At 39.8% G+C, this 15304-nt stretch carries 12 protein-coding genes; 5 read left to right on the top strand and 7 right to left on the bottom strand.

Features of this window, described 5'->3' with window-relative positions:
• Positions 1 to 234: 234 nt before the first annotated feature.
• Positions 235 to 987, bottom strand: coding sequence for a Nif3-like dinuclear metal center hexameric protein (locus tag P20480_RS13840; protein WP_008127700.1), 753 nt, complete (start codon positions 985 to 987; stop codon positions 235 to 237).
• A gap of 150 nt (positions 988 to 1137) precedes the next feature.
• On the opposite strand from P20480_RS13840, the gene P20480_RS13845 reads away from it, so the two are divergent.
• Positions 1138 to 1506 carry a hypothetical protein gene (locus tag P20480_RS13845; protein ID WP_008127699.1) on the top strand — a complete coding sequence of 123 codons (369 nt, stop codon included), beginning with the start codon at positions 1138 to 1140 and terminating at the stop codon, positions 1504 to 1506.
• A gap of 119 nt (positions 1507 to 1625) precedes the next feature.
• On the opposite strand, the gene P20480_RS13850 is transcribed toward P20480_RS13845, so the two are convergent.
• The 5 genes from P20480_RS13850 to P20480_RS13870 all read right to left on the bottom strand — a co-directional run bounded on the left by P20480_RS13850 (position 1626) and on the right by P20480_RS13870 (position 9599).
• Positions 1626 to 4811 (bottom strand): amidohydrolase family protein, encoded by a 3186-nt coding sequence (locus P20480_RS13850; protein ID WP_033025081.1) that lies wholly within the window; start codon positions 4809 to 4811, stop codon positions 1626 to 1628.
• Positions 4812 to 4907: 96 nt separating this feature from the next.
• The gene (locus P20480_RS13855; RefSeq protein ID WP_008127696.1) at positions 4908 to 5732 is read right to left on the bottom strand and encodes a M90 family metallopeptidase; all 825 of its coding nucleotides are present in this window, start codon (positions 5730 to 5732) and stop codon (positions 4908 to 4910) included.
• A gap of 104 nt (positions 5733 to 5836) precedes the next feature.
• On the bottom strand, positions 5837 to 6475 hold the full coding sequence (locus tag P20480_RS13860; RefSeq protein ID WP_008127695.1) for a CatA-like O-acetyltransferase: 639 nt from the start codon (positions 6473 to 6475) through the stop codon (positions 5837 to 5839).
• 132 nt (positions 6476 to 6607) lie between these two features.
• A complete protein-coding gene (locus P20480_RS13865) occupies positions 6608 to 7648 on the bottom strand; it encodes a Leu/Phe/Val dehydrogenase (RefSeq protein WP_006792367.1) in 1041 nt (346 codons plus the stop codon).
• Positions 7649 to 8072: 424 nt separating this feature from the next.
• Entirely contained in the window at positions 8073 to 9599 is a 1527-nt protein-coding gene (locus tag P20480_RS13870) for a fumarate hydratase (protein WP_006792366.1), read from the bottom strand.
• A gap of 169 nt (positions 9600 to 9768) precedes the next feature.
• Between P20480_RS13870 and pabB the strand changes: the two genes are divergently transcribed.
• The 3 genes from pabB to P20480_RS13885 all read left to right on the top strand — a co-directional run bounded on the left by pabB (position 9769) and on the right by P20480_RS13885 (position 13174).
• Complete coding sequence (pabB, locus tag P20480_RS13875; protein ID WP_008127694.1) at positions 9769 to 11118, top strand: aminodeoxychorismate synthase component I; 1350 nt, start codon at positions 9769 to 9771, stop codon at positions 11116 to 11118.
• Positions 11119 to 11120: 2 nt separating this feature from the next.
• Entirely contained in the window at positions 11121 to 11696 is a 576-nt protein-coding gene (locus P20480_RS13880) for an NUDIX hydrolase (protein ID WP_008127693.1), read from the top strand.
• A gap of 101 nt (positions 11697 to 11797) precedes the next feature.
• Entirely contained in the window at positions 11798 to 13174 is a 1377-nt protein-coding gene (locus P20480_RS13885; protein WP_008127692.1) for an L-serine ammonia-lyase, read from the top strand.
• A gap of 63 nt (positions 13175 to 13237) precedes the next feature.
• Here the strand turns inward: P20480_RS13885 and cysB are convergent, their stop codons facing one another.
• Entirely contained in the window at positions 13238 to 14215 is a 978-nt protein-coding gene (cysB, locus tag P20480_RS13890; protein WP_006792362.1) for an HTH-type transcriptional regulator CysB, read from the bottom strand.
• A gap of 291 nt (positions 14216 to 14506) precedes the next feature.
• Between cysB and P20480_RS13895 the strand changes: the two genes are divergently transcribed.
• Complete coding sequence (locus tag P20480_RS13895) at positions 14507 to 15265, top strand: hypothetical protein (protein ID WP_006792361.1); 759 nt, start codon at positions 14507 to 14509, stop codon at positions 15263 to 15265.
• The last annotated feature ends 39 nt before the right edge of the window (positions 15266 to 15304 follow it).

Here is a 15304-nt window from a genome sequence, read left to right as displayed (position 1 = left end):
GTATATAAAGAAAGCGTGTCTATTTCCCTCGCTCTGAACACTATCAACTTACATTTAACCCACTAGACAACAAATTTAAACACGCCCTCACTTCAATATAAGTAAATAAAGTCTATTAGAGCAGAGCTTGTACACTATCCGTTGTCGCCCCTATTTAACTGGCGTTAAATTCAAGGCTTTAAATTTTAAAATATAACGAGTACTAAAATTAATAATCTTAAATATCACAGTAACTTAAACAGGATTATCAATATCAATAAAGCTAACCTCAAAACCGTACTCCAGGGCAAGTAGCTCGCCCAGAGCTTTTATACCGTAGCGTTCGGTTGCATGATGCCCTGCTGCAAAAAAATCAATATTTTGTTCTCGTGAACTATGAATAGTTTGCTCAGACGCTTCACCTGTTAAATAAGCGTCAATACCTTGCTCCGCAGCTAAATCAATATAACCTTGACCTCCACCAGTACACAGCGCAATAGTTTGTATTTTACTTGAACGAACTAAGCTTGTGAGAGGGGCTCGATTAAGCATCTTAGCTATTTTTGATGCAAATTCATCTCCACTTAGCGCTGTTTTAAGGCGCCCTTTCACTGCTACACTGTTAGCAACAGGCTCAAGGCCTTCTTGAATTTCAATATCTAATAATTTTGCAAGCTGCGCGTTATTACCAATCTCTGGGTGAATATCTAAAGGGAGGTGATAAGCAAATAAATTAATATCGTTAGCCAATAAGGCGCCTATTCTCCGCTTTTTCATCCCGGTAATAGGTTGAGACTCGCCTTTCCAAAAATAACCATGATGGACCAAGATAGCGTCTGCTTGCTCATCAATTGCAGCGTCAATTAAAGCTTGGCTCGCTGTTACTCCGGTAACAATTTTTTTTATTTCATTTTTACCCTCAACTTGTAATCCATTTGGGCAAAAATCCTTAATATTGTGAGGCTTTAAAATATCATTTAATAATTGGTTAAATTCTTGACGTTGCATACGCGTAACCTTACTTTGCACTGAATTTTGTGCAAATTTTGGCGTTTATTGCTTTAAAATGGAAGGAAAATCGCAAAAAATTGAAAAACTGATTCAAAATAGGTATAAATAGCTTCTCTTTATCTGTGTTCACAACGTATAGGGTCTCTGATGAGCAAACTAGACAAAACAGAAGTACTATCTGCCTTTGAAGCAGCGTATGAAGCTGCTAATGGTAAAAAACCTGAAATTACAACTAAACCAGGCTGGTACAGCATCGATGGCGGAAAAAACTTACGCCTAGCTGACGTAGCTGAGCTAACTAAAGAATTAAGCAGTGGTAAAGCAACACCGGCACCTGCTGAAAAAGCGCCAGCTAAAAAAACTAAAACCAAAAAAGCTGCGCCTGTTACTGCTCAGAAAAAAGCGCCATTCACTGTGGTTACACAAAGTGAAGATGGTTACACCGCAGAAGAATTGTGGATTGTAATCCTAGCGCGTAAAGATCATGACTGTCGCCTACCGCGTGGTGTTGTTTAATCAACATTAATGATTTTAAAAGAAACCGCGTTAAGCGGTTTTTTTATGCCTGCTGTTTATAATTTTTAAAATAAAAAAGCGGCATAAAAGCCGCTTTTTAAAGACGTTAATTAAAATTGTTACTTTTCAAAATAAAGCGGTTGGCGTGCTTTTTTACCAACTTCATTCATCGTTTCTGCATTAAATAAACGACCATTAATCATTGTATAATCAACTTTATCAGAGCTGCGAATATCAATTAACGGATCACCATCAATCACCATTAAATCAGCCAGTTTACCCACTTCAAGCGAGCCTACGTTTTTATCAAGCCCTAGGTACTTAGCTGGATCGAGTGTTGATGCGCGTATGGCTTCTAGTGGCGTCATGCCGCCTTGGGCAAACATCCACATTTCCCAATGTGCGCCTAACCCCTCACGTTGGCCATGTGCTCCTAAGTTAACTAAAACACCTAAGTCTTGTAGCTCAGCCGACACACGTGCATTGTTAAAATGATTATAGTGATGATCGGGTGCTTTAACACGACGCATAGAACGCGGCAGCAACTGATTTTGAGGCACAAATTTACTTAAACGTGGGTGGTTCCACACGTCAGTTTTATCATACCAATAGTTTTCACCCCATATGCCACCATAGGCAACAACAAGCGTTGGTGTGTAACCCACATCACTTTGTGACCATAATTGTTTTATATCATCGTATATGTTTTCTACGGGAATGGAATGCTCAATACCTGTATGCCCATCAACCACCATGCTCAAATTATGTTGCAGTAGCGAACCTCCTTCTGGCACAACCATCATTTCAAGTTCGCGACCTGCTTCAACGACTTGTTGGCGCTGCTCACGACGGGGTTGATTGTATGATTTAACACTAAAAGCACCGACTTTCTTTAAGCGTTCTAAGTGAAATTTAGCATCTTCTAACGAATCAATATGCGAGGTATAACCCGGCATATTAGCCCCATACAAAATAGTTCCTGTAGAGAAAATACGCGGACCAACAATCATACCTGCTTTTTGCATTTCGCTTGCAGTGAATATTTCGGTGGTGTCGTTAGAGGGATCATGAATAGTCGTAACACCTAAAGCTAAACCTGCAAAGTTTTTCCAATTTTGCTGAGGAATTATTTCATTGCTCCCTTGAGAACCATGAGCATGGGCGTCAACAATACCCGGCATGATAGTTTTACCAGTAACGTCAATAACTTCTGCATCTTTTGGTATGCTTAACTCAGAAGCTGGGCCCACAGCTTTTATATGCTTGCCATCAGTAATTATGACTCCGTTTTCAATGACTTTATCACCATTCATCGTAATAATTTTACCGCCAGTTAAAGCAATCATGCCTTTTGGCTCATCCACCTTCTTACTAAACCCGATGTTTTCGCCATTTTTAACTTTAAAATCAGCATCGCTTTTACTGTTAATCGCAAATACACCGTTTAAACTTGCATGGTAAAGCTCAGGCCCTAGTGACCAATAAAGTTTGCTGCTATCGGCACTCCAGCTAATACTTTCACCAGCACGCACAGATAGCTGCTCTATAGGGAATTTACTGTCTTTAGGTCCAATATTTATGGCCTTCCCACTTTCTACTAATGGCGTAACATACACTTTAAATCGCTCAGCAAAAGCAAGATACTCCCCATCTGGAGATACTCTAAATTCAGTAGCATGCTCAGATTCATAAAGTTTAGATACTTTTTTGCTTTCTAGCTCTACAACACTGAGCGATGGTTTTGGCCATGGGCTCATTACAAATACACGGTCGTTGTCTGCCCCAAACTGTGGTTGATATCCACTTTTAGAAATCAGCTCACTTTTACCGCCTTTTGCGCTAACGCTATAAATCCCCGGATTTAATGACCATTTAGGATTTAAAATACTGCCACCGCTAGCTTTACGGTAGACAACCGTTTTACCATTTGGGCTAAACGTTGGTTCTACATACTTGCCTGGCTCTTGTGTAATTGTGTCGCCTCGACCACTGCGAGAAGATACAACGCGCACTTGCCCTTGCTTGTTATCGTTCCACGTGGTGTAAACTATTTTTTTACCATCGCGAGAATACTGCGGAAATAATTCAAAATGATCTGTTTGTTTTGTTAAACGCTTAATTTTTCCAGATTCTAAATCGCGTTTATAAATATAGCCTAACGCTTCAAAAATAGCGGTTTCACCGTCGGGGCTTACTTGCACATTACGCAGCATTTTTACGTCAAATTCATCAGTGTCTAAATTTTGAGTAAAACGAAGCGCTGGTTGAATCTTTTTAGTGGTTTCTACTTTAAATGCAATCGGACTAACTGATTTGTCAGTCACGTCAACAGATTGAATTTTACCACCCGCCCAAAATACCAATTCTTTATTATCGGGTGTCCAGGCAATTGTAGGATAAACACCGTGAATAGCCCACGTTTCTTGCATATCACGCTCTAACTTATCGTATACCTCAGTGTGCTCACCCGTGCTTAAATCATAAAGATACAAACTAGTTTGAAAGTCGTCTCGCTTAATGTAAGCAAGCGTTTTTCCATCTGGCGATGGAGTTGGTCTAATTGCGCCACCCATACCATCAATAATTGTTTCTATTTCACCTGTTTCACGATCGTAGCGCTTAATTTTATATATACCCGCTACAGAATCCTTCGAATAGTGAAACGTTTTGCCTGGTGTAGCATCATGAGAAAAATACACATAACGCCCATCAGGTGAAAACATTGGCTCACCTAAATCTTTTTGGTCGTTCTCGCGTTTAGTCAGCTGAACCCCTTTACCACCTGCTTTATGGTATAGCCATACTTCACCAGCACCAAGTGAACGACTAGCCGTAAAGTGTTTACGCGCCACTAAAAAATCGCCATCAGGGCTCCACGCTGGACTATTTAATAGTCTAAACGTTTCGTTGGTTACTGCACTTTGGTTTTCACCGTTTAAATCCATAACCCAAATATTGTCGCCGCCACCTTGATCAGAAGTAAACGCAATGTGTTTACCATCGGGGCTAAAACGAGGTTGCATTTGCCATGCTATATCAGAGGTTAATTGTGTTGCTGTACCGCCACTCATTGGCATTGTGTAAATGTCGCCTAGTAAGTCAAATACAATGGTTTTGCCATCTGGGCTAATATCAATGTTCATCCATGTGCCTTGTTCTACGCTAATTTTAGCGTCAACAAATTGCCCTTTAGGAGAATCTAATTGCCATTTTTGTTCATCTTTTTTATCGGTTGATTCAGCATGTGCTTGCCCAAGAGCTAATGACACTGACAAAGCCAACGCCGTATGCAGCAATTTCTTCATAACTTTCTCGCTTATTGTTGCTGTGTGTTTTAACCGATTGCAACAAAAACAACCAAAAGTTACCAGCGTTATTTGATAAAGCGCAGTTTATTACGTTTAATGCCAAGAAATGGGGTCAAATTGATAGTAGTTAACCAGCATTCTATATATTTCTGGATCGTAGCGTCGCAACTCTGCTGGTTTTTCAATAAAGGTTTCGGTGATCACCGCAAAAAATTCGGCCTCGTTTGTTGCACCATAACTATGAATAACATGAGGCATACTATACGCCACATGACTTTTAAGCTGCGTAAAAGCACGACTAAATACCCTTGCCCAATCTTTATAATCAGCCGAGCTTTTTAAGAGTGGCGTACCTGTTGTTTTACCTGTTTCCTGATCTAACTGATGAGCAAATTCGTGAAACACCAAGTTATGCCCATCACTGGGTAAGCGGCTTCCTTCTAATACATCATGCCAACTTAGTACTAATGTTCCCCCAGGCCACGATTCACCTTGTCTCACCGTATTATGATAACTAACTAAGCCGGCGCTATCTCGCGTGGTTTGTGGGGCATAGTAAGCACTTGGGTACAATAATATTTCTTTTACATTAGTATAAAGAGGCCACGGTTTGTTAAGCACGAGTACGCAGGCATCAGCAGCTACAATAAGTTTCATGGCAGGTGTGAGTTTTAATCCATCGCAACCAATAAAGCGCTTTTCATTTAAAAACCAAACAATATGTCTCTCAAGTTTGGCTCTATCAGCATCCGTCATCTTTCGGTAAATAGGCATACAGCGCAGTAAGATATCTTTTTGCTGAGAGCTTAAACCCATACGTTGATACTTATTGCGCCAAAGGAAGGCTTGAATAGAAGACCATTGCCAAAGTATCGCCACAAATAACACTAAAACACCAATTAACAGTCCATTTATCATGGCAATACCCTAAACATATATGTGCCTTTATAAATATGTTCACCGGGATGAATTTTCAACTGCTGTGGTTATTATAGATTTTTAAAATACTTTTTTTACTACCGTCATTTACATTTAAAATGATCACACTCAGCTTGTAACACCTTTACAAAGCGCGCAACGTGTAGACCATCCATTAAAGAGTGATGTACGTCAACAGACAGTGGCATCGTGCCAGCTTGTTTGTCGTATTGACCAAATACAAATTTAGGGATCCCTAAACTTTGCCCTTCGCTAAATGCATGTGAAAAAGCGCTAAAATTAAGCCATGGTAAAACAGATATATGAATTAAATCAGCTTGCCCCTCTGTATTGGCAAATGCGTCGCTAAATAGTGAGTTTGACTTAGATTGTTTACTTACTTTGTCGCTATTGGCTGAGAACTCTTTGAAAGAGCCCAAATAATCAAAATAACTAAATACAAAGCACTCGTCTTCATCAAGTTCAACAACACTTGCACGGATGCTTGTAAGTAACCAGGGCTTGGATTCTATAATTCGTAACATAATTGGTTCATAAGCGAAGCAAGCTTTTAGTGTGCAATAAACATAGGCTTGAAAAAACGATATATTTTGAGCCTTACAGTAATCAAACAGTGTTTGTGCGTTTAGCTGAACACACACATTAAAGTATGGCTGGGTAAAATTTTTAAATAGTTCAAAATGTTGTTTACGAGGCCAGCTATCAAAGTCGATAGGCTGCATATTCGAAGTTGACGTCATTATACATACCACACTTAATTAAAAATAAAGTGTAACGTTGTTTCATAAAAATAGCATTAATAACAAAAAAGGGGACGCAAATGCATCCCCTTTCTTCAAGACCTAAATATAAATCTAAAGGCCATTTTGTATTATTTCTTGAGCAAGCTCATCTGCAATTAAGTGCGTCGATTTTTGCTCTTTTTCGCTGCGAGCAAAAATTTCTGTTAGCGTATTAAAAATACCCTCAACGTGTTTATTAGAGGCCTCAACGGTATAACCTTCTGGCGCAGTTTCGTAATAAACATTAATAATACCCCCTGCGTTTATAACGTAATCTGGCGCATACAAAATGCCTTTTTCACGAATAATTTCACCATGGCGTGATTGTGCTAACTGATTATTAGCACAACCAGCAATAATGGTTGCTTTAATACGAGGTATAGTGTCATCGTTTATGGTTGCGCCTAATGCACAGGGTGCATACACATCTACATCTAAGTCATAAATGTCATCAATACCAACAGCTGTTGCACCAAAATCGTTAACAACACGATCAATTGCAACCTGGTTTATATCTGTCACAAACAACTTAGCACCTGCATCAGCTAAGTGCTGACACAAGCCGTAAGCAACAGCCCCTAAACCTTGTACAGCTACTTTTATGCCCGAGAAGTCTTGGTGGCCGCGTTGGTGCTGCAGTGCAGCTTTAATGCCTAAAAAAGTACCGTATGCAGTAAAAGGAGATGGGTTTCCACTTTTGCCCTCAAGGCCTAGAACGTAATTTGTTTCTTTGTTCATTAAAGCAACGTCGGCACAGGTAATATTGACGTCTTCTGCTGAGTAATAGCTACCATTTAAACGCTCTAATTGGCGACCAAATGCACGAAAAAGTTGTTCCGATTTAATTTCTTTGGCGTTACCAATAATGACAGATTTTCCACCACCAAAAGGAAGGCGCGCAACCGCATTTTTGTAAGTCATCCCTTTTGATAAACGCAAAACATCATACACTGCGTCTTCATCTTTAGCGTAATCCCACATTCTACACCCACCAACAGCAGGCCCCAACTTGGTACTATGCACAGCAATAATTGCTTTTAAACCTGACTCTTTGTCAGAACAAAAGACTACTTGTTCATGGTTATCAAATTCAACTTGATTAAACACAGCCACTTAAAATACTCCGAAAAATTGACCCGTGAGAGGGTGTACGCGCTGGAAATTGTCGAGACTTTACCACTTCAAGATAGTGTTCGCCACACATCAAGATGATAAAGCTAACAAACACCAAGTGATTAAATTAAATAATCAACTTATAACTTATTAACAAATAAAAATTTAAAATAAATTACAAAAATAGACATTAAAACTAAAATAACACAAGGGTACACCTCTTTACGTTTACGTTAGCGTAACCATTGATTTTTCCGTAAAGTTTTTAATACATCCACCATTAACACGCAAGCAATTGTTATTTAGTGATTTATATTTATATAAACAATTACCACACAACTGGTAAGATCAGTTTTCATTCAATATTGATGATTTTAAAATAAAAAAGCGAGCACATGGCTCGCTTCATAAACAAAGATAACAATTACTTTAATTTGCTATCAAGCTCAGCAATTTTTGCCTTCCAAATCGCAGGACCCTGCGTATGTGCATTGGCACCTTCGCTATCTACTGCAACCGTTACAGGCATGTCTTCAACTTCAAACTCGTAAATCGCTTCCATACCTAAATCTTCAAACGCAACTACACGCGCTTTTTTAATCGCTTTAGATACTAAATACGCAGCACCACCTACAGCCATCAAGTAAACAGATTTATGCTCTTTGATTGATTCAACCGTTGCAGGGCCGCGCTCTGCTTTACCAATCATGCCTACAATGCCAGTTTTTTCTAGCATCATATCGGTAAATTTATCCATACGTGTTGCTGTAGTTGGGCCTGCTGGGCCCACCGCTTCATCACCAACAGCGTCTACAGGGCCAACGTAGTATATAAATTTATTATCAAAATCAACGCCTTCAGGTAAGCCTTCACCAGAGTTGATCATGTCTTGCAAACGTTTATGCGCTGCATCACGGCCAGTTAAAATGGTGCCTGAAAGTAAAACGGTTTCACCCATTTTCCATTCTTGAACATCATCTTTCGTCAGCGTGTCTAAATTTACACGACGTGTCCCCTCACCTACTTCAAAAGTCACTTCAGGCCAATCCTCAAGCTTAGGCGCTTTTAAATCAGCAGGACCTGAACCATCCAAAGTAAAGTGCACGTGACGAGTTGCTGCACAATTAGGGATCATCACCACTGGTTTTGATGCTGCATGGGTAGGAGCGGTTTTAATTTTAATATCAACAACCGTTGTTAACCCGCCCAGGCCTTGTGCACCAATACCTAGTTTGTTTGCACGTTCGAATATTTCTAGACGAAGCTTTTCTTCTGTAGTTTCCGCCCCACGCTCCATAAGCTCATGGATATCAACCGGATCCATCAATGACTCTTTAGCCATTACTGCAGCTTTTTCTGCTGTGCCACCAATACCTATACCCAGCATGCCTGGTGGACACCAACCAGCACCCATTGTAGGCAGTGTTTTTTCTACCCAGGCAGCAACATCGTCTGAAGGGTTTAACATAACCATTTTACTTTTGTTTTCAGAGCCGCCACCTTTTGCTGCAACCATGACTTCTACTTCGCCACCAGCTACCAAGTCGATGTGAACAACCGAAGGGGTATTATCTTTTGTGTTTTTACGAGTACCAGCAGGGTCTGCAACAATAGAAGCACGAAGCGGGTTGTCTGGATTCAAATACGCACGGCGAGTACCTTCATCAACCATTTGTTGAACTGTTAAGTCTGTTTTATCCCACTTAACATCCATACCCACTTTTACAAAACACGTAATAATACCTGTATCTTGACAAAGCGGACGCTTGCCTTCAGCCGACATACGCGAGTTAATTAAAATTTGCGCAATAGCATCTTTAGCAGCTTTACTTTGTTCTTTATTGTAAGCTTTCTCTAATGCTTGAACAAAATCAAGTGGATGGTAGAACGAAATATATTGCAATGCATCTTCAATGCTATCAATAAAGTCTTGCTGACGGATTGTACTCATAATGGTTCCTTAAGTTAGCTTTACGCTTAAGCGTAATCTATACCAAACCGGTGACGGTGGTTTGTACTGTTTTAATTACAACGTTGATTTTATACTAAACGCTGCCAAAAAAATTTGACTTATGATACCCTCCCAGCCCGTTTGGAGCCAGTTCTTATAGGGGTAGTAAATGCTAAACAATAAAAATAATTGTATAAAATTATCAATAACACAAAATTGTATTGATGTATTTTCGCATTTTTCTCATCTGCCTCATGCCATACTGCTCGACTCTGCTAATAGCGACCATGTAAATAGTCGCTACGACATAATTTCCATAGAACCTGAACACTTGCTTGAAGTGAGCGATAACAAAACATTATTCAATGGCGAGCCAAGTGAGCTAACCTGTTTTGAGATAATGAATACCCATTTGCGCAAACTCAGTAACACAAAAGCACCTTTTGACTTGCCCTTTAATGGAGGTTGGTTAGGTTATTTCGGCTATGACTTGGGTCGTATAATTGAAAAAATGCCAACTATAGCAGAGCAAGACATACACTTACCGCAAATGGCTGTAGGCCTTTATTTAGATGCACTCATTTTTGATAGAAAGCAAAATGCGTGGTTTTATGTTTCACAGCCAAATGTTGAAAGACGCGCGCTTTACGAGAAATATTTAGCATCAACTCTGATTGACGCAAAGTTTGAGTTAACGTCTGAGTGGTTTTCTAATATGAGCCAAACCCAATACGCCAAAAAGTTTGCTGTAATTGAAGACTATTTAAAAAGCGGTGATTGTTATCAAATTAATCTAGCGCAGCGCTTTAAAGCCCAATATAGCGGTGACCCTTGGTCAGCGTATGTTAAATTACGCGAAGCTAATAAAGCGCCTTTTTCAAGTTTTATTAATCATCCTGCAGGCGCTATTTTGTCAATTTCGCCTGAGCGCTTTATATCGATCCAAAACAATATTGTAGAAACTAAACCAATAAAAGGGACACTTGCACGTAAAGCTGACGCCCACGAAGATAGTGCGCAAGCGTTAAAACTTGCAAACTCATCCAAAGATCGCGCAGAAAACGTGATGATTGTAGATTTACTTCGTAACGACTTAGGTAAAGTAGCCAAACCCGGCAGCGTTAAAGTGCCTTCTTTATTTGCAATTGAAAGTTTTCCGGCCGTACACCATTTAGTAAGTACAGTGACCGCCGAACTTGATATTAATAAAACAGCCGTTGATCAACTCGAGGCCGCTTTTCCTGGTGGGTCTATTACTGGGGCCCCCAAAATACGCGCGATGGAAATTATAGAAGAACTAGAACCTCATCAGCGCAGCGTTTACTGTGGCTCTATAGGTTATTTAAGTGCCTGCGGTAATATGGATACCAGTATTACTATTCGTACTTTAGTTTGCTATAAGCAGCATATTTACTGTTGGGCCGGAGGCGGAATTGTCGCTGATTCTAAAGTCGAATTGGAATACCAAGAGACTTACGATAAGGTAAATAAAATTTTACCTTTATTAAAGAGTAGGTGATCTTGAATAGTGACTTTATTAAAACGCGCTTTCAATTAAGCCCAACCGCTGCGCCAAATCAAATAAAAGACTCTCGAAATAAACGCGCCAGTGCCGTTATGTTGCCCATTATAGATGTAGCCGGACATGCACATATTTTACTGTGTAAGCGCCCTACTTATTTGCATCATCACCCAGGTGAAATTTGCTTACCCGGTGGTAAATTTGAGGCAAGTGACAAAACGCTTCGCACAACGGCACTACGTGAATTGAAAGAAGAATTAAACATTGCGCACAAAGATGTAAGTATCCTTGGCAATTTACCAGAGTACTCCACTTTAACAGGGTTTAGTATTCGTCCCTACGTATGTGTTTTAAATAAAAATACGCAGTGGGAAAACGATCACAATGAAGTACAAGCCAGCTTTTTACTATCCTTAAATGAATTAAGTACTGAAGCTAACTGGCAACCTTTGCCATTTCAACGTTTTGGTAAAGAAATTACTCTGCAGGGGTTTGTCACCCCCCATGGGTTACTTTGGGGAGCAACTGCTAGCATTATAAAAAACTTTACAAAACAACTAGCCTTACCAGTTTAAATCTTCGTTAATAATAGTTACATGCTAACAATTCCGCGTTATTATGCTCGACCGTTCAAAGAGCAGCCTCGGGCTGAGTAAATTAATAAGAGACACACACTATGATCAGTGCATTTGATATGTTTAGCATTGGTATTGGCCCTTCGTCATCACACACCGTTGGCCCAATGCGCGCATCACGCTTATTTGTTAATGAACTCCATGAAAAACAGCTATTAAAAAGTGTTACCGATATAAAAGTAGAGTTATATGGATCGTTAGGTCAAACAGGTATAGGTCATGGTTCTGGCAAAGCTGTTGTACTTGGCTTAGCAGGCTATGACCCAGAAACAATCGATGCCGATTTAGTCGATGATATTTTATTAACTATCGAGCAAGAACAAGTTATTTATTTAAACCAAACACACAAAGCCAACTTTCCTAAGCAAGGTGCTATTGTTTTTCATCGTCGTAAAACGCTCCCAAAGCACTCTAATGCAATGGAGATTATTGCTTCAAATAATGGTGAAAAGCTTTATAGCAAAGTGTACTACTCTATCGGCGGCGGCTTTATTGTTACCGACGAAGAATTTGAAAACGAAAAGCAAGCAGCGCTCGATATTAGAGAAGAGAACCCAGCGCCATACCCTTTTAGTAGCGCAAAAGAGCTACTTGAAATGTGTAAAGACTCAGGCCTGAGTGTATCTAGCTTGATGATGAAAAACGAACGCACACTTCGAACCGAAGACGCTATAAAAGATGAGTTATTTCATATTTGGCAAGTAATGAAAGCCTGTATTGAGCGCGGAATGCGTACTGAAGGAATTTTACCTGGCGGTTTAAAAGTAAAACGACGTGCCCCCAGCCTATACTTAAAACTGAATATCGAAGTGAGCAACGATCCACTCAGAGCAATGGATTGGGTCGATCTATTTGCACTTGCCGTTAATGAAGAAAATGCCGCCGGTGGACGAGTGGTAACAGCCCCCACTAATGGTGCTGCTGGCATTCTACCCGCTGTGCTCATGTACTATCATACATTTGTAAAAGAAGTAGACCGCGACATAGCCACACGTTATTTACTAACAGCCGCTGCAATTGGTATTTTATATAAAAAAAATGCGTCTATTTCTGGCGCCGAAGTGGGCTGCCAAGGCGAAGTAGGTGTTGCGTGTTCAATGGCCGCTGGAGCATTAACTGAAATTGTGGGTGGAAATGTTGTACAAGTTGAAAACGCAGCTGAAATAGGCATGGAGCATAATTTAGGTTTAACGTGCGATCCTGTTGGCGGCTTAGTGCAAGTTCCTTGTATTGAACGTAATGCGATGGGGGCTATAAAAGCCATCAATGCTTCTCGATTGGCAATTCGTGGTAGTGGCGAGCAAAAAGTATCACTTGATAAAGTAATAAAAACCATGCTTGAAACAGGTAATGATATGAAAACAAAATACAAAGAAACCGCGCGTGGTGGTTTAGCCGTTAACATTATCGAGTGTTAGGCTAACCTTAAACAAAAAAACCGACTATCAATAAATAGTCGGTTTTTGTTATCAGACCCAGTGCTACTTTACAGGTAACTCTATATCTTCAAATAACTTATCTACATCATCTTGATTACGTAATAAACTCGCGCGCTCCACTCGCTCTTTAGTTAAATGCGGCGCAAATCGTTCTATAAAGTCATACATATAAGTACGTAAAAAGCTGCCTTTTCTAAAGCCAATTTTTGTAGTGCTAGCTTCAAATAAGTGACTTGCATCAATGCAGACTAAATCAGTATCAGTGATTTCATCAATCGCCATTGAAGCCACTACCCCTACGCCAAGCCCTAAACGAACATAGGTTTTAATTACATCGGCATCAGTCGCCGTAAATACAATATGCGGCTCTAACCCATGGGCGCTAAATGCTTTGTCTAATTCAGAGCGACCCGTAAAACCAAATACATAAGTAATTAGCGGGTATTCGGCAATATCTGCTACCGTTAAACTATTGGCTTTTTTAGCAAGTGGATGATCCTTTGCAACAACAATACTGCGATTCCAATGATAACAAGGCAACATAACTAAATCAGAGTATAAATGAAGCGCTTCAGTTGCAATGGCAAAATCGGCATCGCCCCTTGCTGCGGCATCAGATATTTGTTGCGGTGTACCTTGGTGCATATGCAATGATACTGCAGGGTATTTTTTCATAAACCCCTGAATCACACTAGGTAAAGCATAACGTGCTTGAGTGTGCGTTGTTGCTATATTGAGCTTACCTTGGTCTGGTAATGTGTGCTCGTTAGCTACCGCTTTTATACCTTCTACCTTTGAAAGTATCTCTCGCGAGATATTTATAATATCTTCACCGGCACTAGTTACATGCGTTAAATGCTTGCCACTTCGCCCAAAAATTTGAACACCTAACTCATCTTCTAACATACGTACTTGTTTAGAAATACCAGGCTGTGAGGTAAATAAACTCTCAGCCGTTGCTGAAACATTTAATTTATGATTTTGTACTTCTACTATGTATCTGAGTTGTTGTAATTTCATGGTTGCATTTTTACGTTGTAATTTATTATAAATAAAGGCAATTCTATAAAGCTAGATCAGTTTTACTGGTAGCGTTGATTAAGCTTATAGCGTGCATTTATCGAAGTGGTGCTCAAGGCTAGCATAATAAATATACTTGAGGTAGCCAAGATTAGACGAATTAATCTCATAGTCCTTATATTTAACGACAGTTAATTTACCTAATTTGAAGTTAATTCGCGCAAAACTACCCCGATGGCTTATATTTAATGTAATATTAAAAAATTAGGTTATGAATCCGAGAATTACACCATGATCGTGTCTATTATAATTGTCCTTATAGTTGCTTTGGTTGTGATTGCACTTTGGGTAAGTGCTGTTCAGCAACACAAAGAAAAACAAGAAAATGAGCGCCGAAAAGAACTCACAAAACAAAAGGCGATCATTGAAGAAACTGAAGAAGCATTAATGAACCAGGCTAATATTCCGCTATCTGAAAACGTTATTAGGGTTCTACAAAGCCGAATTGCCGAAGCACTCAAAACAATGGTTACGCATTCGCCAACCTCAAAAGCGCTAAAGAGCCGTTTAGAAGAAATGAAACAGCATCTCTCTAACCCGGTGCAAGGAACCAGTAGTGAGTCATTAGCATTACCAAGTAACGACAAACAGCTTGTTGCGCTAATTCAAGGGATTAAAAAATTACGTGTGATCCTACGTTCTGAACACACTAAGGGCCGTGTTAATAGCCAAGTATTTACAGGCGAAGACAAACTGCTTGAGAAATTGCAGCTTAAAATAAATATAGAAAGCCAAATTAAACGCGGTATTTCCGCACGTTCTGCGAGTATGGTTGGCTCTGCTAGACAATATTTTGAAAAAGCCTACGCAACGCTTAGTGCAGTGCCTTATTCAGACGAATATGTAAATGCTAAACGTCAAGAAGTGGAACGTTACTTAGAGGAAATTAGCGTCGAGCTAAAAGCATCTAACGCAAGCGCCCTAAAAAAGAAAAACGAGCAAGAACAAGACGATTTAGATGTGCTGTTTGCTCCAAAAAAGAAATGGTAACAGCAGCTTTCCACTGAATAATAAAAAAAGACCACTACT

The organism is Pseudoalteromonas sp. BSi20480 (genome assembly GCF_000241365.1).
GTDB classification, from domain to species: Bacteria; Pseudomonadota; Gammaproteobacteria; order Enterobacterales; family Alteromonadaceae; genus Pseudoalteromonas; species Pseudoalteromonas marina.
This window is presented reverse-complemented; position numbering and strand designations above follow the sequence as displayed.